The sequence below is a fragment of the Nocardia sp. CC227C genome (genome assembly GCF_030767025.1).
Classification (GTDB): Bacteria; Actinomycetota; Actinomycetes; order Mycobacteriales; family Mycobacteriaceae; genus Nocardia.
The window spans coordinates 43292-65386 of record NZ_JASITE010000022.1; the positions used below are offsets into that span (position 1 = coordinate 43292).

Genomic DNA, 22095 nt, shown 5'->3' on the forward strand with positions numbered 1-22095 from the left:
GTGCAGGGTACGGAGTTGGATGGTGTCGGAATGGCCCGGCGGGCCGAGCCGGTGGTGACGGATCCCGTGCCGTTCCCGTTGGCTCCGGCGCAGCTGGGCGTCTGGTACGCGCAGCTCCTCGATCCGGAGGTGCCGATCAATGTGGCGCAGTACGTGGATGTGGCCGGTGAGCTGGACCCGGCGCTGCTGAACCGGGTGCTGGTCGGCGCGGCTCGCGAATTCGGTTCCGCCCTGGTGCGTTTCGTCGAGATCGACGGAGAGCCCCGGCAGGTCGTCGACCCCTCGCTGTCAGTGGAACACCAGGTCGTCGACCTGCGCGCCGCCGCCGACCCGATCGCCGCCGCCCACGAGTGGATGCGCGCCGACGCCACCGCGCCGGTCGACCTGCTCGCCGATCGCCTGTTCGCCGGAGCGGTCCTGCGCGTCGGCGACCGCCGCTGGTTCTGGTACATGCGGGCCCACCACATCGTGCTCGACGGCTTCGGCGCGCTCACCAACACCATGCGGGTGGCCGAGCGCTACACCGCGCACCTGCGCGGCACCGAGCCCGGACCGGTTCGGTCCGGAACGCTGGAGTCGCTGGTGGCGGGCGAGCTGTCGTATCGCGAGAGCGACCGCTTCGCGACCGACCGCGCCTACTGGAGCGAGCGCATCCGCGGGCTGGAGCCCACCACCCTGTCGCGGCGCGTGGCCGCGCCCGCCGCGGGCAACCTCCGGTACGGTCGCGCGCTGCCGCCGCGGCTGACCGAGGCCATGAATTCACTTGCGGCCACTCATGATTCATCGACGGCGGTGGTGCTGCTGGCGGCCTTCGCCGCCTATCTGGCGCGCCTGACCGACCGATCCGAGGCCGTGCTGTCCATGCCGGTGACGGCGCGCACCACGGCGGTCATGCGGCGATCGGCGGGCATGCTGTCGAATATCGTGCCGCTGCGGCTGCCGATCGCCGCCGACGCCACCTGGGCGCAGCTGCTGCACACCACCCGGCTGGAAGTGGCGGGCGCACTGCGCCACCAGCGCTATCGGCTCGAGGACATGCACCGCGACACCGATCGCGACGGCGGGCCCGGCGGACGGACGCTGTACGGGCCGCTGGCCAATATCATGCTGTTCCACGCCGATCTCACCCTCGGCGACGCCCCCGGCCGGTACCACGTGCTCACCAGCGGTCCGGTGGAGGACCTGAGCATGCAGGTCTACTACGGCGACAGCGACCGGGTGCACCTGGAGCTCGAGGCGAATCCGAATCTCTACACCCACGACGAGATCGCGCGGCACCACGGCCGTTTCGTCACCTTCCTGGAACGGCTGCTCGGGGCCGATCCGCGGTCGCCGCTCGGCGCGGTGCCGGTCACCACCGAGCTGGAGCGCACGGTGAGTCTGCGCACCTGGAACGACACCGCCCGCCCGGTGAGACGGGACGCGACGCTGGTCTCGCTGTTCGCCGCGCAGGCGCGGCGGACGCCCGACGCCGTGGCGCTGCGCTATCCGGACGCACCGGAGTGCGAACTCGGCTATCGCGAGTTCGACGCGCGCGTGAATCGGCTGGCCCGGCATCTGATCTCGCTCGGCGTCGGCCCGGAGTCGTTGGTGGGCCTGCATCTGCGGCGCTCGCCCGAACTGGTGATCGCCATGTACGCCATCCAGGCGGCGGGCGGGGCGTACGTACCGCTGGACCCGGACCATCCGGCCGAGCGCCTCGGCCACATCCTCGACACCGCGCGGCCGGTATGTGTGCTCACCCGGACCGCGGACCGGCCCGGGGTCCTGGACGCCCCCGTCATCAGCGTGGACACCCTCGCACTCGACGGCTACCCGAGCACGCCGCTGACCGATGCCGAGCGCATCGCGCCGCTGCGCCCCGCGAACACCGCGTACGTCATCTTCACCTCGGGTTCCACCGGCCGCCCCAAGGGCGTGGCGGTCAGCCATCGCTCGATCGTCAATCGCCTGCTCTGGATGCAGAACGGCTATGTGGCGCTGACCGATTCCGACCGCGTCCTGCAGAAGACGCCGTTCACCTTCGACGTCTCGGTGCCCGAGTTCTTCTGGCCCTTGCAGGTGGGCGCGCGGCTGGTGCTGGCGCGCCCGGACGGCCACACCGATCCCGACTACATCGCGGACCTGATTCGCCGCGAGGGCATCACCTCGGCGCATTTCGTGCCGTCCATGCTGGCGGCCTTCGTGACCGCGCTGGAGACGGCGGGCGCGCACTCGGCCCCAGGGGGACGCAACGCAGTTCGAACGTTGCGCCACGTATGGTGCTCGGGCGAGGCGCTGCCGGTGGGTCCGGCGCTGCGCGTCGCCGCCTTGACCGGGGCCCGCGTGCACAATCTGTACGGCCCCACCGAAGCCGCCGTCGAGGTCACCTGCCACGAGGTGACCGGCGGGGACGCCGAATTCGCGCCGATCGGCGCGCCGGTGTTCAACACCCGGTTGTACGTGCTCGATTCACGTCTGCGACCGGTTCCCGTAGGGAGCCCGGGTGAGCTGTATCTGTCGGGGGTTCAGCTCGCCCGGGGCTACGTGGCGCGTCCCGGCCTGACGGCCGAGCGCTTCGTCGCCGATCCGTTCGCGGCCCCGGGCGAACTCATGTACCGCACCGGCGATCTGGTGTGCTGGAACACCCGCGGTGAGGTCGAGTACCTGGGCCGCACCGACTTCCAGGTGAAGCTGCGCGGCCTGCGCATCGAACTCGGCGAGATCGAGACGGTGCTGGCCGCGGTGGATCGGGTGGCGCACGCCGTGGTGCTGGTGCGCGACGACCAGCTCGTCGCGTACGTGGTGCCGTCGGCCCCGGGCGCGGTGAGCGAGGAGCGGCTGCGGGCCGCCGCCGCCCGCGCCCTGCCCCCCTATATGGTGCCGACCAGCTATTCGCTGCTGGACGAACTGCCGCTCAACAGCTCCGGCAAATTGGATCGCCGGGCGCTGCCCGAGCCGCGCCGCACCGCCGCGGAGTACACCGCCCCCGCCTCCCCGGTCGAGGTGACGGTGGCGCGGGTGCTGGGCGAGGTGCTCGGCCACGAGCGGGTCGGACGCGACGACGACTTCTTCGCTCTCGGCGGCAACAGCCTGGTGGCCACGCAGGTGTCGGCGCGGCTGGCCGCCGAACTCGGCTGCCGGATCGGGCTGCGAGAGCTGTTCAGCGCCACCACCGTCGCGGCGCTGGCCGCATTGATCGAACAGCGCTTCGTGGATGCCGACGCGGAGATCGGCGCATCGGTGGGCCCGGTGGTGCGCGAGCGGCCGGAGGTGCTGCCGCTGTCTCCGGCACAGCAGCGCATCTGGTTCCTCAACCGCCTCGACAGTTCCAGCGCCGACTACAACATGCCGTTCGTGGTGCGGCTGCGCGGCGCCGCCGATATCGCCGCGCTGCGCGCCGCGGTCGCCGATGTGGTGGCGCGGCACGAGGTACTGCGCACGGTTTTCCCACATACCGATGGCGGGGCGTGCCAGCGCGTGCTGCCTCCCGAGGAAGTCTCGCCGTTCCTGGATACCCGCTGGACGCAAGGCCCGGACTGCGGCCTCTTCGGCGGTGCACAGCCGACCAGCCACGCCCTGCCCGCTCCGCCCGAGCCGGGCGCCCGAGGCCCGCTCGACCGAGTGCCGGTGGTATCCGCTGCCGCGGTGGCGGGCGAGGTGCAGCCGGGCGGGAATGAACCTGAGACGGCCACCTCCGGAGGCCGAGCGCGCGCGGTGGACTCGGTGCCAGAGCGGGCCGATTCGGCTGGGGGAGCAGTGAATTCGCTGCTGAGCGCTACGGATGCAGCGATCGATTCGGTCGGTTCCGGGGAGCTGGACGGCGAGTTGCGGCGTTTCGCTGCCGAGGGCTTCGATCTGGAGTGCGATATTCCTTTCCGCGCACGGCTTTTCCTGGTCGACGACCGGGAGGTGGCGCTGGCGGTGGTGCTGCACCACATCGCCGCCGACGGCCTCTCGCTGCCGGTGCTGGCGCGGGATATGGCAACCGCCTATGCGGCACGCTGTGCTGGACACGCGCCGGGCTGGGCTCCGCTGCCATTGCAGTACGCGGATTACACGCTGTGGCAGCGGGAACGACTCGGTGATCCGGCCGACGCGCACTCCCTGGTGGCGCGGCAGCTGCGCTTCTGGACCGATACCCTGGCGGGCGCGCCGGAGCAGCTGGATCTGCCCTCGGATCGGCCGCGTCCCGCGGTGGCGAGCGGAGCCGGCGCCACCTACCTGTTGGAAGTACCTACCGGTCTGCATGTGAGGCTGTCGGAAACCGCTCAGGAACACGGTGTTTCGACCTTCATGCTGCTGCACGCCGCGCTCGCGGTGCTGCTCGCGCGGCTGTCCGGGTCCGACGACATCGTCATCGGCACCCCGGTCGGCGGCCGCGGGGAACGGGAGCTCGACGAACTGATCGGCATGTTCGTCAATACGCTGCCACTGCGCACTCCGGTCGACGGACGAATTCCGTTCTCCGCGCTGCTGGCCCGGGTACGCGAAGACGATCTTGCCGCCTTCGCGCACGCCGATGTGCCGTTCGAGCAGCTGGTCGAGGTGCTGAACCCGGCACGCTCGCGAGCCCGGCATCCGCTGTTCCAGGTGATGCTGTCCTGGACGGCCGCCGGGGGGATCGATGTCGAACTGCCCGGATTGCTTGCCACGGCGGGTACCCTGGACACCGGAGTGACCAAATTCGATCTTTCGATCGCGGTCACCGAAAGCTTCGCCGGTGCCGGTCCCGGGGAAGGTCCGGCACCGGCGGGGATCCAGGCGGAGTTCACCTTCGCCACGGATCTGTTCGATTCCACCACCATCGCCGAGTACGCGCACTATCTGCTGCGCCTGCTCGACGCCATCACCCGAGCCCCCGGCACCCCGGTGGCCGACCTGCCGCTCCTGGACGCGGACAAAACTCGCGAACTTCTCCAGCTGGGCGCGGCCGCACGGGAATTCGCCCCCACCGCCGCTCCCGCCGGTCTCGCCGACACCCCCGCGAGCGCCACGGTCGCACCGGTGTACGCCGACCCTGCCGGTGCGAGCGTGGTCGGCTCCGGTGCGGAGGTCCTGGCCGAACCGCCGGATGCCGAACGGGCTGCCGCGGCGGTCGTGCCTGATCGACCCGATGTCGTACCTGCTGCGACCGCCGACACGGTGGTCGCGGCCTTCGAACGGCAGGTGCGGATCAGCCCCACCGCCGTCGCGCTCATCGACGGCCCCTGGGTGCTCACCTACGCGGAGATGTCCGCACAGGTCAACCGGCTTGCCCGGCTGCTCGTTTCGCTCGGCGTCGGACCCGACACCCCGGTGGTGCTGGGGATGCGGCGCTCGGCCGAATTCGTGCTGGCGGCCTACGCGGTGCTCACCGCGGGCGGCGCGTACGTGCCGGTCGATCCCGACCAGCCCACGGCGCGGGTGCGCCGGGTGGTCGAGACCGCGCGGCCGGTCTGCGTGCTGACCACCTCGGACGACGGTTGGGAGGCCGAGACCGATGTGGCGGTGGTGGTCGTGGACACCGCCGGACTCTCCGCCTTCGCCGCCGATCCGGTGAGCGACCTGGAACGCCGGGCCCCGTTGCGGGCGGCGAACCTGGCCTACGTCATCTTCACCTCCGGCTCCACCGGCACGCCGAAAGGTGTTGCCGTCCAGCATGCCTCGGTGGCGAATCAGATCTCCTGGATCAGCTCGGAGTACGCCGTCGCGCCCGCCGACGTGGTGCTGTTCAAGACCCCCGCGACCTTCGACGTCTCGGTGTGGGAACTGTTCGCCCCGCTGGTGTGCGGCGCGACCCTGGTGGTCGCCGCCCACGACGGGCATCGCGACACCGCCTACCTCGCGGAGACCATCGCGCTCTACGGCGTCACCATGACCTCGTTCGTGCCCGCCATGCTGACGGTGTTCGCCCGGTCCGTATCCCCGGCCGACATCGCGTCGCTGCGCACGGTTCTGGTGGCCGGTGAGGCTTTCGGCGGCGAGGCCGCCGCGGCGTTCGTCCGGGTGAGCGACGCCGCCCTGCACAATCTGTACGGCCCCACCGAGTTCACGGTGCACGCCACCCACGCTCCCGCCGACCCGGCCGAGTCCGGCCCGGTGCCGATCGGCCGCGCGGTGTCCGGCGGGCACGTCTACGTGCTCGACGCCCGGTTGCGGCCGGTGCCCGTGCGGGTGGCCGGCGAACTGTATCTGTCCGGTGTGCAGGTGGCGCGCGGCTACCACGGTCGCGCCGACCTCACCGCCGCGCGCTTCGTACCGAATCCGTTCGGCCCGAGCGGATCTCGCATGTACCGCACCGGCGACCTGGTGCGCTGGAATCGCGCGGGCGCGCTGGAGTACCTGGGCCGCGGCGACTCCCAGGTGAAGCTGCGCGGCCAGCGCATCGAACTCGGTGAGATCGAGGCCGCGCTGCTGACCGCGCCCGAGGTGCGCGCGGCGGCGGTGACCGTGCATCACCACGCCGCCGGTGAACTGCTGGCGGCCTACGTGGTCACCGAACTCGCGGAATCCGAGGTGGCCGAGGTGCTGAGCGAGCGGCTGCGCGCGACCCTGCCCTCCTACATGGTGCCGACCGCCTACACACGGTTGCCCGAGATGCCGCTCACCGCCTCCGGCAAACTCGACCGCAAGGCGCTGCCGGAGCCGGAAGTGCGCGCCGCAGCCTATCGCGCCCCGGTGACCGCCGCGCAGCGCGCGGTCGCGGAGATCTTCGCCGAGGTGCTGGGCGTGCGGCGGGTCGGCCTCGATGACGACTTCTTCGCGCTCGGCGGCAATTCGCTGCTCGCCACCCGTATTTCGGCGCGGCTGGCCGCGGCGTTGGGCGCGGAGGTGCCGGTCCGGCTGCTGTTCGAGCATGCGACCGTGGCTCGCCTGGCCGACAGCATCGCCCCCGGCGCTGTGCGCCCGCGGCCGCCGCTGGTGGCGCAGCAGCGGTCGGAGACGGTGCCGCTGGCCTATGCGCAGCAGCGTATGTGGTTCGCGAATCGTTTCGACTCCGCCTCCGTCGCCGACAATCTGGTCGCCGCGCTGCGGCTGGAGGGTGCGCTGGACCGGGACGCGCTCGCGGCCGCGGTCACCGATGTGATCGCGCGCCACGAGACGCTGCGCACCGTCTACCCGGCCGTGAACGGCATCGGGCGGCAGCGGGTGCTGCCGGTCGAAGCGGCGGCCGTTGGCCTCGTGACAGCGGAGATCGACCCCGCCGAACTCGACGACCGGATTCGCGCGTCGGCCGTCGCACCGTTCGCGGTGGCCGAGCGGGTGCCGCTGCGACTGACCCTGCTGCGCACCGGGGAACGTGACCACGTGCTGGTGGTCGCGGTGCACCACATCGCGGCCGACGGCTGGTCCATCGCGCCGCTGACCCGCGATCTGTTGACCGCGTATGTCGCGCGCAGGGCCGGCGGCACACCGGAGTGGACGCCGCTGCCGGTGCAGTACGCGGACTACACACTGTGGCAGCGCGAGCTGCTCGGCGCCGCCGACGACCCGGAATCGATACTGGCCGAACAGCTCCGATACTGGCGCGCCGAACTCGACGGGTTGCCCGAGATGCTCGCCCTGCCCACGGACCGGCCGCGCCCGGCCGCGCCGTCGGGGCGGGGAGCCGCGCACCGCTTCACCGTGTCCGCCGACCTGCGCGACCGGCTGCGTCGAGTCGCCGAGAGTCGGCACGCCTCGCTGTTCATGGTCGTGCACGCGGCGTTCGCCGCACTGCTGGCGGCACTGTCGGGTCAGCGCGACATCCCGATCGGTACGCCGGTCGCGGGGCGCGGGGAACCGGCGCTGGACGATCTCGTCGGCATGTTCGTCAACACCCTGGTACTGCGGACCGAGGTGGACCCGGAGCGCTCCTTCGTGGAACTGCTGGCCGCGGTGCGCGACGCCGATCTGCGAGCCTTCGCCCACGCCGAGGTGCCGTTCGAGCGGCTGGTCGAGGAGTTGGCCCCCGCCCGGGTGGCGAACCGGCATCCGTTGTTCCAGGTCGCCCTGACCTTCCAGAATCACAGTCTCCCCGCCGGTGCGGTGGCCGACCTGCGCCTGGCGGCGCTGCCGGTGACGACCGGAACCGCCAGATTCGACCTCCAGCTCACCGTGGCCGATCCGAACGCCGGCGACCTGGATATCGAGATCACCTACGCCACCGATCTCTTCGACGCGGCGACCATCGACATGCTCGCCGGGCGCTTCGAACTGATGCTGGAAACGGTGGCCGCCTACCCCGAGTTGCCGATCGCCGATATCCGCCTCCTCGGTGAGGGGGAGCGGCACTGCCTGCTGTACCGGTGGTCGACCACCGCCCGGGGCACGGACGCGACGGCCACGCTGGCCGACCGTTTCGCCGCCGCCGCGGCGATCGATCCGGGGGCCGTGGCGGTGCGGGCCGGAGCGGAGCGGCTCACCTTCGCCGAGCTGGATGTGCGTTCGAACCGGTTGGCGCGTCGGTTGATTGCCGCGGGTGTCGGTCCGGAGGCTCTGGTGGCTGTCGTCTTGCCGCGGACTGTCGATTTGGTGGTGGCGTTGTTGGCGGTGGTGAAGGCGGGTGGTGGTTATCTGCCCATCGATCCGAATTATCCGGCGGATCGCATCGAGTATGTGGTCGATGACGCGCGGCCGGTGTGTGCGTTGACCAGTGGTGGTGCGGGTCTGCCCGCGGGCTGGTTCGGTGGTCCGGTCATCGATCTGGACACGGTGGATCTCGACGGCTACTCGGCGGCCCCGGTGACCGACCGCGATCGTCGCGCGGCGCTGGATCCCGCCCACCCGGCCTATGTCATCTACACCTCCGGCTCCACGGGCCGCCCCAAGGGCGTGCTCGTACCGCACCGAAACGTGGTGCGGCTCTTCGACAACACCGAGGGCGACTACGGCTTCGGGTCGTCGGATGTGTGGGTGATGTTCCACTCGTACGCGTTCGATTTCTCGGTGTGGGAGTTGTGGGGTGCGTTGCTTCACGGCGGCAGCATCGTGCTGGTCGACTATTTCACGTCGCGGTCGCCGCGTCAGTTCCGGGAGCTGCTGGTCGCCGAGCGGGTGACGGTGCTCAATCAGACGCCCTCCGCGTTCTATCAGCTGGCCGCCGCGGATGCGGAGGCCGATGACGAGTTGTCGCTGCGGTATGTGATCTTCGGTGGTGAGGCGTTGGAGCCGCAGCGGTTGCGTGGTTGGTTCGCTCGGCATCCGGAGTCTCCGGTGCTGGTGAATATGTACGGCATCACCGAGACCACGGTGCACACCTCCTACCGGCCCATTCCGGCCGACACCGGCAGCGCCAGCGTGATCGGCAGCGCCCTGCCGGGACTGACGATGCGTTTGCTGGATGCGCGCCTGCGTCCGGTGCCGATCGGTGTTCCCGGCGAGATCTACGTCTCCGGCGGCCAATTGGCGCGCGGCTACCTCGGCCGCCCCGCACTCACGGCGGCGCGCTTCGTGGCCGATCCCTATGGCGAGCCCGGTGCGCTGGCCTACCGCTCGGGGGATCTGGCTCGCTGGACCGCTACCGGCGATATCGAGTACCTCGGCCGTGCCGACCAGCAGGTGAATCTGCGTGGTTTCCGGGTGGAGCTCGGTGAGATCGAGGCGGCTTTGCTGGCCGAGCCCGGTGTTCGGGAGGCGGCGGTGGTGGTGCGGCGCGACGAGGACGTGGACGAGGCGCGCATCGTCGGCTACGTGGTGGCCGATGACGCGGTCGACCCCGCACCGCTGCGGGATGCGGCGGCGCGGCGGCTGCCCGAATACATGGTCCCGGCCGCCGTGGTCGTGCTGGAGCGTATTCCGTTGACGGTCAACGGCAAACTCGATCGCGCCGCCCTGCCCGCGCCGGTATTCGAGACCACCGGCTACCGGCGTCCCAGCGGTGTCGCCGAGGAGATCGTGGCGGGCGTTTTCGCCGAACTGCTCGGTGTGGAGCGGGTGGGCGCGGCCGACGACTTCTTCGCCCTGGGCGGCAGCTCGCTGCTGGCCGCGCAGGCGGTGGCACGTATCGGCACGGCGCTGGACGCCGATCTCGCGGTGCGCGCGGTCTTCGAATATCCCGGCGTCGCCGCCCTCGCGGCCCACGCCGAGGCCAATTCCGGTGCTGGGAAACGTATTCCGCTGGTGGCTCGGCCGCGTCCCGATCGGCTGCCGCTGTCGTACGCGCAGCAGCGCATGTGGTTCCGCAATCGCTTCGACGCGGATTCGGCCGCCGACAATATCCCGCTGGTCATCCGGCTCACCGGCGCACTCGACACCGAAGCGCTGGCGGCCGCGCTCGGCGATGTGATCGAGCGGCACGAAGCGCTGCGCACCGTCTACCCGGACAGTCCGGACGGTCCGCATCAGCAGGTTCTTGCCGCAGCGCCGCGAGTGCTGTCGGAGCTCACCGTCACAGCGGAAGAAATAGTCGAACGTGTCACGGAATTCGTGTCGACCGGCTTCGATCTGACCCGCGAAGTCTCGGTGCGTGCCGTACTGCTGCGGCTCGACGCCGACCCGGAAACGCACGTACTCGCCCTGGTGCTGCACCACATCAGCGCCGACGGCGTCTCACTGGGCCCGCTGGCCGCCGACCTCATGACCGCCTACGCCGCCCGCCGCTCGGGCACGGTCCCGGCCTGGCAGCCGCTGCCGATCCAGTACGCGGATTACACCCTGTGGCAGGCGGAATCGCTCGGTTCGGCCACCGAACCGGAGTCGGCGCTGTCGCGGCAGCTCGCGTACTGGCGCACCCGCCTGGCGGGGCTGCCGGACCATCTGGACCTGCCGACCGACCGCCCGCGCCCGGCCGTCGCCACCGAACGTGGCGGAACCCATCGGTCGCATATCGACTCGCATCTGCACGGCGGGTTGGTCGAGCTGGCACGCAAGCACGACGCGACCCTGTTCAGCACCGTGCACGCGGCGCTGGCGGTGCTGCTCGCACGGCTGTCCGGCACCGCCGACATCGCCATCGGCACCCCGGTGGCGGGGCGGGGTGAACGCGCGCTCGACGGTCTGGTCGGCATGTTCGTCAATACGCTGGTCCTGCGCACCGAGGTCGACCCGCGCCTGAGTTTCGACACGCTGCTCGGTCGGGTGCGCGAGACCGATATCTCGGCACTCTCGCACGCCGATGTGCCGTTCGAGCGGCTGGTCGAGGAGTTGGCCCCGGCGCGGGCGCGCAACCGGCATCCGCTCTTCCAGGTGGCTCTGACCTTCCAGAACTTCGCACTGCCCACCCTCGAACTGCCCGGACTGACCGTGCGCGCCGAGGACGCCGACACCGGCACCGCGAAATTCGACCTCCAGTTCACCGTCACCGAACAGATCGACGCCGATGGCCGCGCCGGTGGCATGGCCCTCGAGATCACGTACGCGCGTGATCTTTTCGACGCCGATGGCATCGCCGTGCTGGCCCGCCGCTTCGAACAGGTGCTGGCCGCGGTGGCGGCCGATCGCACCGTCGTGGTCGGCGACATCCCATTGCTCAGCGCCGAGGAACAGCGGCGCGCCCTGCGTGAATGGCCGCGCACCGGAGTCGATGTCGCGGCCGGTGACACCATCGCGGACCGATTCGCGCGGGCCGCGGCGATCGATGCGGAGGCCGTGGCGGTGCGGGCGGAGGGTGCCGCCCTCGGCTACGCCGAGCTGGATGTGCGTTCGAACCGGTTGGCGCGTCGGTTGATTGCCGCGGGTGTCGGTCCGGAGGCTCTGGTGGCTGTCGTCTTGCCGCGGACTGTCGATTTGGTGGTGGCGTTGTTGGCGGTGGTGAAGGCGGGTGGTGGTTATCTGCCCATCGATCCGAATTATCCGGCGGATCGCATCGAGTATGTGGTCGATGACGCGCGGCCGGTGTGTGCGTTGACCAGTGGTGGTGCGGGTCTGCCCGCGGGCTGGTTCGGTGGTCCGGTCATCGATCTGGACACGGTGGATCTCGACGGCTACGCCGATACCCCGGTGACCGACGCCGACCGGCGCGCCCCGCTCGATCCCGCCAATGCCGCCTATGTCATCTACACCTCCGGCTCCACCGGCCGCCCCAAGGGCGTGGTGATACCGCACGCGAATGTGATTCGCCTGCTGGACAATACGCACCGCCACTACGTTTTCACGCCGTCGGATGTGTGGGTGATGTTCCATTCCTACGCGTTCGATTTCTCGGTGTGGGAGTTGTGGGGTGCGTTGCTTCACGGCGGCAGCATCGTGCTGGTCGACTATTTCACGTCGCGGTCGCCGCGTCAGTTCCGGGAGCTGCTGGTCGCCGAGCGGGTGACGGTGCTCAATCAGACGCCGACCGCGTTCTATCAGCTGATCGCCGCGGATGCGGAGGCCGATGACGAGTTGTCGCTGCGGTATGTGATCTTCGGTGGTGAGGCGTTGGAGCCGCAGCGATTGCGGAACTGGTTCGCCCGGCATCCGGAGTCTCCGGTGCTGGTGAATATGTACGGCATCACCGAGACCACGGTGCACACCTCCTACCGGCCCATTCCGGCCGACACCGGCAGCGCCAGCGTGATCGGCAGCGCCCTGCCGGGACTGGCCATGCGCCTGCTGGATTCGCGGCTGCTGCCGGTGCCGGTCGGCGTACCGGGCGAGATCTACGTCTCCGGCGGGCAGCTCGCGCGCGGCTACCTGAATCGGTTCGGCCTCACGGCGGCGCGCTTCGTGGCCGATCCCTACGGCGAGCCCGGTGCGCTGGCCTACCGCTCGGGGGATCTGGCTCGCTGGACCGCTACCGGCGATATCGAGTACCTCGGCCGTGCCGACCAGCAGGTGAATCTGCGTGGTTTCCGGGTGGAGCTCGGTGAGATCGAGGCGGCTTTGCTGGCCGAGCCCGGTGTCCGGGAGGCGGCGGTGGTGGTGCGGCGCGACGAGGACGTGGACGAGGCGCGCATCGTCGGCTACGTGGTGCCCGCGGGTGCGGACGAACTCGAGGTGGCCGCATTGCGGCAGGCCGTCGCCCGACGGCTGCCCGAACACATGATTCCCTCCGCCCTGGTCGTGCTCGAGCGCATTCCGCTGACCGTCAACGGCAAGCTGGACAAGGCGGCACTGCCCGCGCCGGTCTTCGAATCCCGCACCTACCGCAAGCCCGCCACCTTCGCCGAGGAGATCGTCGCGGGCGTGTTCGCGGACCTGCTGGGCGCGGACCAGGTGGGCGCGGACGACGACTTCTTCGTCCTGGGCGGCAGCTCGCTGCTGGCCGCCAAGGCGGTGGCGCGCATCGGCGGCATTCTCGACGCGACCGTGGGCGTGCGGACGCTGTTCGAGGCGTCCCGGGTATCGGACCTGGCCGCCCGCATCGGCACCGACGCCGGCTCCGCCCCACGGCCGGCGCTGGCGGCGGGAGTCCGGCCGGAACGGCTGCCGCTCTCACCCGCGCAGCAGCGCATGTGGTTCCTGAACCGTTTCGACCGCACCTCCACGGCCTACAACATCCCACTGGCACTGCGGCTCTCGGGAGCGCTCGACGTCGAGGCGTTGGCGGCCGCGCTCGGTGACGTGATCGACCGGCACGAGTCGCTGCGCACGGTCTATCCGGAGACCGCGGCCGGGGCGGCGCAGGTGATCCTGCCCGCCGACCGGGCCGTGCCGAACCTCGCACCCGAGCCGGTCGCCGAAGCCGAACTGCCCCGGCGAATTCGGGCGCTCGCGGACACCACCTTCGACGTCACCGCGGATATCCCGGTCCGGGTCCGACTGTTCCGCATCGACGCCACCGAACACGTATTCGCCGGTGTGCTGCACCATATTTCGGCCGACGGTTCCTCGCTGGTGCCGTTCGTGCGAGATCTCATGGTGGCCTACGCGGCTCGCCTGGACGGATGCGCTCCGGCGTGGACGCCGCTGACCATCCAGTACGCCGACTACGCCCTGTGGCAGCACGCACTGCTCGGCTCGGAACAGGACACCGGCTCGCTGGCCGCGCAGCAGCTGAGCTACTGGCGGAAGACCCTGGCCGGGCTGCCCGACCAGTTGGACCTGCCCGCCGACCACCCGCGTCCGGCCCGGCAGAGTCTGCGCGGCAAGCGGATTCACTTCACCGTGGACGCCGACCTGCACGCCCGGCTCGTCGCGGTGGGCCGGGAACGCGGCGCGACCCTGTTCATGGTGGTGCACGCCGCTTTCGCGGCGCTGTTGGCCCGGCTCTCGGGCAGCTCCGACATCGCCATCGGCACGCCCATCGCCGGGCGCGGCGACAGCGCGCTGGACGACGTGATCGGCATGTTCGTCAACACCCTGGTGCTGCGCACCGACATCGACCCCGCCGTGTCCTTCGCGGAGCAGCTGACCCGGGTGCGCGCCGTCGATATCGCCGCTTTCTCCCACGCCGACGTGCCGTTCGAGCGGCTGGTGGAGGTGCTCAATCCGGAACGCTCCACCGCGCGGCATCCGCTGTTCCAGGTCGGCCTGTCCTTCCAGAACCACGAGCGGGCGGCGCTGCGCCTGCCCGGGCTGACCGTCTCCGAGGTCGAATTCGACAACGACATAGCGCAATTCGATCTGCATTTGTTCGCCGTCGACGAATACGGCGAGGCCGGATCGCCCGCCGGTATGGCCATGACCCTCGGCTACGCCACCGACCTGTTCACCGCGGACACCGCCCGGCGGGTGGTGGACGCACTGACCCGGATGCTGGCGGCGGTCGCGGCCGTACCGGACACCGCCGTCGGCGCTGTCGACCTACTGGGACCCGAGCTGCGCCAACGGATGCTGCGGGACTGGAACGACACCGCGCATCCGGTGCCCGCGACCACGCTCCCCGCTCTGGTCGACGCCCGGGTGGCGGTCGCCCCGCGCGCGCTCGCGCTGGTGGACGCCGACGGGAACTCGCTGGACTACGCCGCATTCGACGCGCGTGTGAACCGGCTGGCCCGCTACCTCATCGCCCGCGGCGTCGCTCCCGAGCGCACCGTGGCGCTGGCCATGCGGCGCGGCGTCGATCTGGTGGTCGCCATGTACGCGGTGGTCAAGGCCGGCGGCGCGTACGTGCCGATAGACCCCGACCATCCGGGCGACCGCATCGCCGACATCATCGACACCGCCGCACCGGTGTGCCTGCTCACCACCGCCGCCGATGGGCTGCCCTTCGACACGGATCGCCCGGTGCACGAGGTCGACGCGCTCGACCTCACCGCGCTGTCGCCCGAGCCGGTCCGCGACCACGAGCGGGTGCGCCCGCTGCGTGCGCACAACCCGGCGTACCTCATCTTCACCTCCGGCTCCACCGGCAAGCCCAAGGGCGTCACCGTGTCGCACGCGGCGATCAGCAACCAATTGCACTGGCTGCGGCACACTTTCGAGCTCGGTCCCGGCGATCGGGCGCTGCTCAAGACGCCCGCCACCTTCGACCTGTCGGTGTGGGAGTTCTGGTCGCCGCTGGTCACCGGCGGCAGCCTGGTGGTGTCCGCGCCCGGCGACGAACGCGATCCGGACCGGTTGCGCGACCTGATCGAGCGGCACGGCGTCACGGTGCTGTACCCGGTGCCGTCACTGCTCGCCATGCTGTCGGCGGGTGGACCGCTGCCCGCCCCGGTGCGCGCCGTGCTCACCATCGGTGAGACCCTGCCCGTCGCCACCGCCGCCGAATTCCTGGCGAAGTCCGGCGGCGCGAGGCTGTTCAACCTGTACGGCCCGACCGAGGCCGCGGTCTCGATCACCGCGCACGAGGTCCGGGCAGCGACCGGGCAGCGCGTGCCGATCGGCGGACCGGCGTGGAACAGCCGCGGGTACGTACTCGACGGCCGCCTGCGGCCCGTGCCGGTGGGCGTACCCGGCGAGCTGTACCTCGCGGGCGATCAGCTGGCCCGCGGTTATCACGGCCTGCCCGCTCGCACCGCCGACCGCTTCGTCGCCGACCCGTTCTCCGGCGGCCGCATGTACCGCACCGGCGATATCGTGCGCTGGCGCACCGACGGCGAACTGGAGTACCTGGACCGTGCCGACTTCCAGGTGAAGATCGGCGGCCACCGCATCGAACTCGGCGAGGTGGAGACGGTGCTGCGCCGCTGCGACGGGGTGCGTGCCGCCGTGGCGGTGGCCCGCCCGGTCGCGGCCGGAAACCGACTCGTCGCCTATGCGGCCGTGCCGCAGGCGCTTCCGGAGCAGCGCGACGAGAAGGCCGCGGCGCTGCGGTCGGCCCTCGCCGGTGCGCTGCCCAGCTATATGGTCCCGGCCGCCGTGGTCGTGCTGGACAGCCTGCCGCTCAATCCCAACGGCAAGGTCGACCGGGCCGCGCTGCCCGATCCGGCGCTGCCGGAAGCGGAGCACCGCGATCCGGCGACCGTCACCGAGAAACTGGTGGCCGCCGCGTTCGCGGAGGTGATCGCCACCGACGCGCGCATCGGGCTGGATACCGACTTCTTCGCGCTGGGCGGCAATTCGCTGATGGCGACCCGGCTGGCCGCTCGCCTCCGCGAGGACCTGGACGTGCGGGTGCCGGTGGCCGCGGTATTCGAGGCTCCGACGGTCCGCGGCCTCGCCGACCGGCTGAGCACCGCCGAACCGGGCGCGGCCCGCCCGCTGCCGACACGGCGCGTCGGCAGCGGCCCCGCACCGCTGTCGCTCGCCCAGCAGCGCATGTGGGTGCTCAACCGTTTGCGGCCGAACGCCGCGGCCTACAACGTGCCCGTCGCCATCCGGCTGACCGGCGCCTTGGACGGGCGGGCGCTGACCGCGGCCGTGCGGGATGTGCTGGGCCGCCACGAGATTCTGCGCACCCGCTACCCGGAGATCGGCGGCGAGCCGGTGCAAGAGGTGCTCGCCGTGACCGACGTCGCATTCGATCTCACGCCGATTCCGTTGGCGCACGACGAGCTCGACGCGCGGCTGGCCGAGTTCGTCGGCGAGGGCTTCGATGTCACCGCGGCCGTGCCGGTGCGGGCTCGTCTGTGGCGGATCGCGCCGACCGAGCACGTGCTCGTCGTGGTCCTGCACCACATCAGCGCCGACGGCTACTCGGTCGCGCCCATGACCCGCGATCTGGTGCTCGCCTACACCGCGCGTCTGGGCGACGCCGCTCCCGCGTGGGAACCGCTGGCGATCCAGTACGGCGACTTCAGCGCCTGGCAGCGGGAGCTGCTCGGCTCGGACACCGATCCCGACAGCCTGCTGTCCCGGCAGCTGGCGTTCTGGACGGCCGAATTGGCCGGTGTGCCGGAACAGTTGCCGCTGCCCACCGACCGTCCCCGCCCGGCGCGGCGCGAGATGCACGGCGACGCGCTCGAGATCGAGGCCGGGACGGATCTCACCGCCCGCCTGGCGGTGGTGGCGCGCGATCACGGCGCGACCCTGTTCGGCGTGGTGCACACCGCCTTCGCGGTGCTGCTGTCGAAGCTGTCCGGCGTGCGCGACATCGCCATCGGCGCACCGGTCGCGGGCCGCGGTGAACGGGCGCTCGACGACCTCATCGGCATGTTCGTCAATACGGTCGTACTGCGCACCGAGGTGGACGCCGCGCTGCCGGTGGGCGAGCTGCTGCGGCGGGTGCGCGACCGCGATCTCGCGGCGTTCGCCCACGCCGATGTGCCGTTCGAACGGGTGGTGGAGGCCATGGGCCGCACCCGGTCCAGCTCATCCTCGCCGCTGTTCCAGGTGATGCTGACCTTCCAGAACATGCCCACCGGGAAGGTCGCCCTGCCCGGTGTGGAGGTGGAGGTGCTGGAACCCGAACTCGGCGAGACCAAGTTCGACCTGCATCTCACCGGCATGGAGCGCTACGACGTGCGCGGCCGGGTGACCGGATTGCGGCTGCGGTTCGCCTACGCCACCGACATCTTCGACGCCGCCACCGTCCGGCTCCTCGCCGACCGCCTGCTGCTCGTACTGCGGGCCATCGCCGACGATCCCGCCGCCCCCGTGCGGGCCGTCGATATCCGCACCGCGGCGGAGCGCGAGAGCCGTACCGCTGTGGAGCGCAAGAGGCGTACCGCGGCGGGCCGCGAGAGCGGTGCTGTGGCGGGCCGCGAGAGCGGTGCTGTGGCGCGGCGCGAGAGCGGTACTGCGGTGGGCCACGAGAGCGGTACTGCGGCGGAGCGGAATCGGCGCGGGGCGAATGCCGCCGCCGTGGCCGACGCGGAGTCCGGAAGGCAACGCGCGGAGTATCCGGCGGAGCTCCCGGCGCTCGTCGCGGCCGCCGCCGCGCTCGCACCCGATGCCATCGCGCTCGCCCACGGCGAGCACCGCATCACCTATCGCGCCCTCGACACCAAGGTCGCCGCCGTGGTCCGCGCCATGGGCGCGGCGGCGAAGCCGGAGGCAGTGGTACAGGTCGCCCTCGCCGGACTGGCACCCGGCATCGTGGCCGCCCTCGGTGCGGGCGGCCTCACCCAGGCTCTGCACACCCTCGCCGGGGATGCGCGCGGTCTGGTCCTTCGCTCGGCAGGTCCGCCAGCGGTCGCGTCAGGCCCGGAGGCGGCAGCCCGCGTAACCACGCAGGGTCCCGCGAGCGCTGAGATCGATACGGAAGGAAACGTCTGATGCAACACGCGGAGTCGGTAGCCCTGAGCCGGTGCGGCAGTCACGCGGCGCTGCGCAGCGCCTATGGCACAGCGGACCTGCCGAATCTCATCGAAACGGTCGCCGCGCTCGAACCCGAGCGCACCGCCCTGCGGCACGGCGACACCACCGTCAGCTACGCGGCCCTGGCCGCCGAGGTCGGGGTGCTGGCCGAGGCCATGGGGGGTGCGCTCGAACCCGACGCCCTGGTCCAGGTGGTGGTCTCCGGCCAGCTGCCCGGCCTGATGGAGGGTGCGGAAGGCGCGTTGGCCGCCGTGCTGGAGGATCTGCTCGCCGACGCCGTCGACGCGGCCGCCGGGGTGCTGGTCCCGAACCTCGCCCCCGTCGAGACCCTGGTGACCCTGTTCCAGGAGCAGGTGCACCGCACCCCCGACGCGGTGGCGCTGCGCTGCGGCGACCAGAGCCTCACCTATGCCGAATTCGCCGCCCGCGTGCACGCACTCGCACGGCGGCTGCTGGACTACGGCGTCGGTCCCGATGTGTTGGTGGGGTTGTCGGTGCGCCGCTCCTTCGAGCTGCTGGTCGGCATGTACGCCATTCTCGAGGCGGGCGGCGCGTATGTGCCGATCGATCCGGAGCACCCCGCCGATCGCATCGCCTACGTGCTGGATGTCGCGGCCCCCGCGCTGGTGCTCACCACCACCGGCGACCGGCCGGATATCGACGCGGACGTGCCGGTGCTGTGCATCGACGAATTCGAGCGCACCGCCGGCGACACCGAATCCGATACCACCGCGCTCAGCGCGAGCCCCTATCGATCGCAGCCGGTGGGGAACAACACCGCCTACGTCATCTTCACTTCCGGCTCCACCGGCCGCCCCAAGGGCGTGGCGGTGTCGCACCGGGCCATCGTCGCCAATCTCCGTTGGCGGCAACGGCTCTACCGGCTCGACGACAGCGATGTGGTGCTCCAGAAGACGCCCTTCACCTTCGATGTGTCGGTGTGGGAGTTCTTCTGGCCGTTGCAGACCGGTGCGACGCTGGTGATCGCGGCGCCCGACGGTCACCGCGACCCCGCCTACCTGCTGCGCACCATCGCCGAACACGGCGTCACCATCACGCATTTCGTGCCGTCCATGCTGGCGGTCTTCGTCGCTGCGATCCAGTCGGCGAGCACGGACCCCTCCGCGGCCGATTCGTTGCGTGCCGTCTTCTCCTCCGGTGAGGCGCTGCCCGCCGCGACCGCAGCCGCCTTCCGCGATGTGAGCGGCGCCTGCCTGCACAACCTCTACGGTCCCACCGAGGCCGCCGTGGACGTCACCGCGCACGAGGTCACCGCCGCCGACATCGATATGGTGCCCATCGGCTCCGCCGCCGACGACACCGAATTGCTGGTGCTGGACGACGATCTGCGCCCGGTGCCATCCGGGGTGGTCGGCGAGCTGTACCTGGCGGGGGTGCAGCTGGCCCGCGGCTACGTGGCGCGGCCCGGCCTGACCGCGGAGCGGTTCGTGGCCAATCCCGAAGGCGCGCCGGGTGACCGGATGTATCGCACCGGCGATCTGGTGCGCTGGACACGCGCCGTGGACGGCGGTCCGGACGAACTGGAATATCTGGGCCGCAGTGATTTCCAGGTGAAGCTGCGCGGCCTGCGCGTCGAACTCGGCGAGGTCGAGGCCGCGCTGCTGCGGCACGCCGCGGTGGCGCAGGCGGCGGTGGTCCTGCACCGGCACGTCAGCGGAGACCATCTGGTCGGCTATGTGGTCGGTGAACGGGATATGGACACCGCGGCGGTGCTCGCGTCGACCCGAGAACTGCTGCCGGAGTACATGGTGCCGTCGCTGCTGACAGTGCTCGACGCCATGCCGGTGAACGCCAACGGCAAGCTGGACCGCCGCGCCCTGCCGGAACCCGTGTTCACCGACAGCGTCACCGCGTACCGCGAGCCGGAGACGGCCGCCGAACTCACCGTGGCCGCGATCTTCGCCGATCTGCTCGGGGTCGAGCAGATCGGGGCGGACGATGATTTCTTCGCCCTGGGCGGTAATTCGCTGATTGCCACCCGGGCCATCGCCCGTACCGCCGAGGCGCTGGGCATCGCCATCGATGTGCGCGACTTCTTCGACCGTCCCACGGTGGCGGCGGTGGCCGCGCTCGCCGCCACCGTCGCTCCGGCATCGGCCCTGCCCGCCCTGGTGGCGCGACCGCGGCCCGATCGGGTGCCGCTGTCGCCCGCGCAGCAGCGCATGTGGTTCCTCAACCGCCTCGCGCACACCGAATCGGACCGCGCCGCGGACGGTTTCGATGCGGCGGCGGTCGACAACATCGTGGTGGCACTGCGCTTGCGCGGCGAACTCGATACGGCGGCATTGCGCGCCGCCGTCGCCGATCTGGTCGCACGCCACGAGATCCTGCGCACCTACTACCCGCAGACGGCCGCCGAGCCGGTCCAAGTCGTCCGGGACGATATCGCCTTCGACCTCACCCCGCGCGATATCGCCGCCGAGCTGTTGAGCGATGCGGTGCGGGCGGCGGCCGGGCGCGGTTTCGACGTGGCGGGCGCGGTGCCGGTGCGCGTCGAACTGCTCCGGATCGGACCCGCCGACCACGCCCTCGTCCTGGTGGTGCACCACATCGCCGCCGACGGTGTCTCCCTCGCCCCGCTGGTGCGCGATCTGGTGCTGGCCTACGGCGCGCGCCGCGACGGCGGCGATCCCGGCTGGGAGCCGTTGCCCGTGCAGTACGCCGACTACGCCCTGTGGCAGCGTGAACTGCTCGGCGACGAGAACGACCCCGACTCCACCGCCGCCCGCCAGCTGGCCTTCTGGACCGCCGAACTCGACGACCTGCCCGCGCAGCTGGATCTGCCCGCCGACCGGCCGCGCCCGGCCGTATCCAGCTATCGGGGCGCCACGCTGGAGTTCGCCATCGACGCCGAGCTGCGTGCGGCGATCGACCGCCTGGCCGCCGACGGCGGTGCGACCCCGTTCATGGTGCTGCACGCCGCGCTGGCCGCACTGTTGGCACGACTATCGGGGACCACCGATATCGCCATCGGCACCCCGGTCGCCGGGCGGGGCGACCGGGCGCTCGACGACTTGGTCGGCATGTTCGTCAACACCCTGGTGCTGCGCACCCGGGTGGCGGCGGGGTCGTCCTTCACAGATCTGGTCGCGCACGCGCGGGAGCGGGATCTGCGCGCCTTCGCCCACCGCGACGTGCCGTTCGAGCGTCTGGTCGAAGTGCTCAATCCGGCCCGCGCCCGCAACCGCCACCCGCTGTTCCAGGTGGCGCTGTTCATGCAGAATCTCGGCGCGGCCACACCCGTGCTGCCCGGCCTGGACACCGCGCCGGTCGAATTCGACTCCGATTTCGCGAAATTCGACCTGAACCTCACCGTCTCCGAGCGCGATGCCGGATACCGTGCCGAATTCACCTATGCCACAGATCTTTTCGACCGCGCGACGGTGCGGGAGTTCGCGGCCAAGTTCCTCCGCCTGCTGCGTGCCGCCGCCGCGCATCCGGATCGCTCCATCGGTGACATCGACATCCTGGACGCGGGCGAGCTCGACTATGTCACCTCGAGCTGGAATGCCACCGGGCACAAGGTCACCGAACGGTTCCTGCACGAGGGCTTCGAGGCCCAGCTGCGCCGCACCCCCGCCGCGGTCGCCGTGATCTCCGGCGACACCGAGCTCACCTACACCGAGCTCA

At 71.0% G+C, this 22095-nt stretch carries 2 protein-coding genes (1 of these 2 running past the window's edge); both read left to right on the plus strand.

Translation table 11 applies throughout. The features are described 5' to 3' along the window. Complete coding sequence (locus QMO76_RS31585; RefSeq protein ID WP_306365015.1) at window positions 1-18402, plus strand: non-ribosomal peptide synthase/polyketide synthase; 18402 nt, start codon at window positions 1-3, stop codon at window positions 18400-18402. Continuing rightward, window positions 18402-22095, plus strand: partial view of a non-ribosomal peptide synthetase gene (locus QMO76_RS31590; RefSeq protein WP_306365016.1) — the 5' portion only. Its footprint extends 21812 nt past the window's final position; the window shows 3694 of its 25506 coding nt (coding positions 1-3694); it begins with the start codon at window positions 18402-18404; its stop codon lies off the right edge, out of view. Before QMO76_RS31585 ends, QMO76_RS31590 begins: the two co-directional genes overlap by 1 nt.